This is a genomic window from Pseudomonas sp. PDM31 (assembly GCF_019218965.1).
GTDB lineage: Bacteria > Pseudomonadota > Gammaproteobacteria > Pseudomonadales > Pseudomonadaceae > Aquipseudomonas.
The window spans coordinates 1-255 of the sequence record NZ_JAHUWS010000046.1 but is presented as its reverse complement, the minus strand read 5'-3'; the positions used below and the strand labels follow the sequence as shown (position 1 = coordinate 255).

Genomic DNA, 255 nt, shown 5'->3' with positions numbered 1-255 from the left:
GTATTTAGCCTTGGAGGATGGTCCCCCCATATTCAGACAAAGTTTCTCGTGCTCCGTCCTACTCGATTTCATGACTAAGAGATTTTCGCGTACAGGGCTATCACCCACTATGGCCGCACTTTCCAGAGCGTTCCGCTAATCTCAAAGCCACTTAAGGGCTAGTCCCCGTTCGCTCGCCACTACTAAGGGAATCTCGGTTGATTTCTTTTCCTCAGGGTACTTAGATGTTTCAGTTCCCCTGGTTCGCCTCTTGCA

Annotated in this window: 1 rRNA gene; it reads right to left on the bottom strand. The window is 49.8% G+C overall.

Annotation, left to right across the window (positions count from 1 at the left end):
- A 23S ribosomal RNA gene (locus tag KW839_RS27390) occupies positions 1-255 on the bottom strand; the annotation flags it as partial.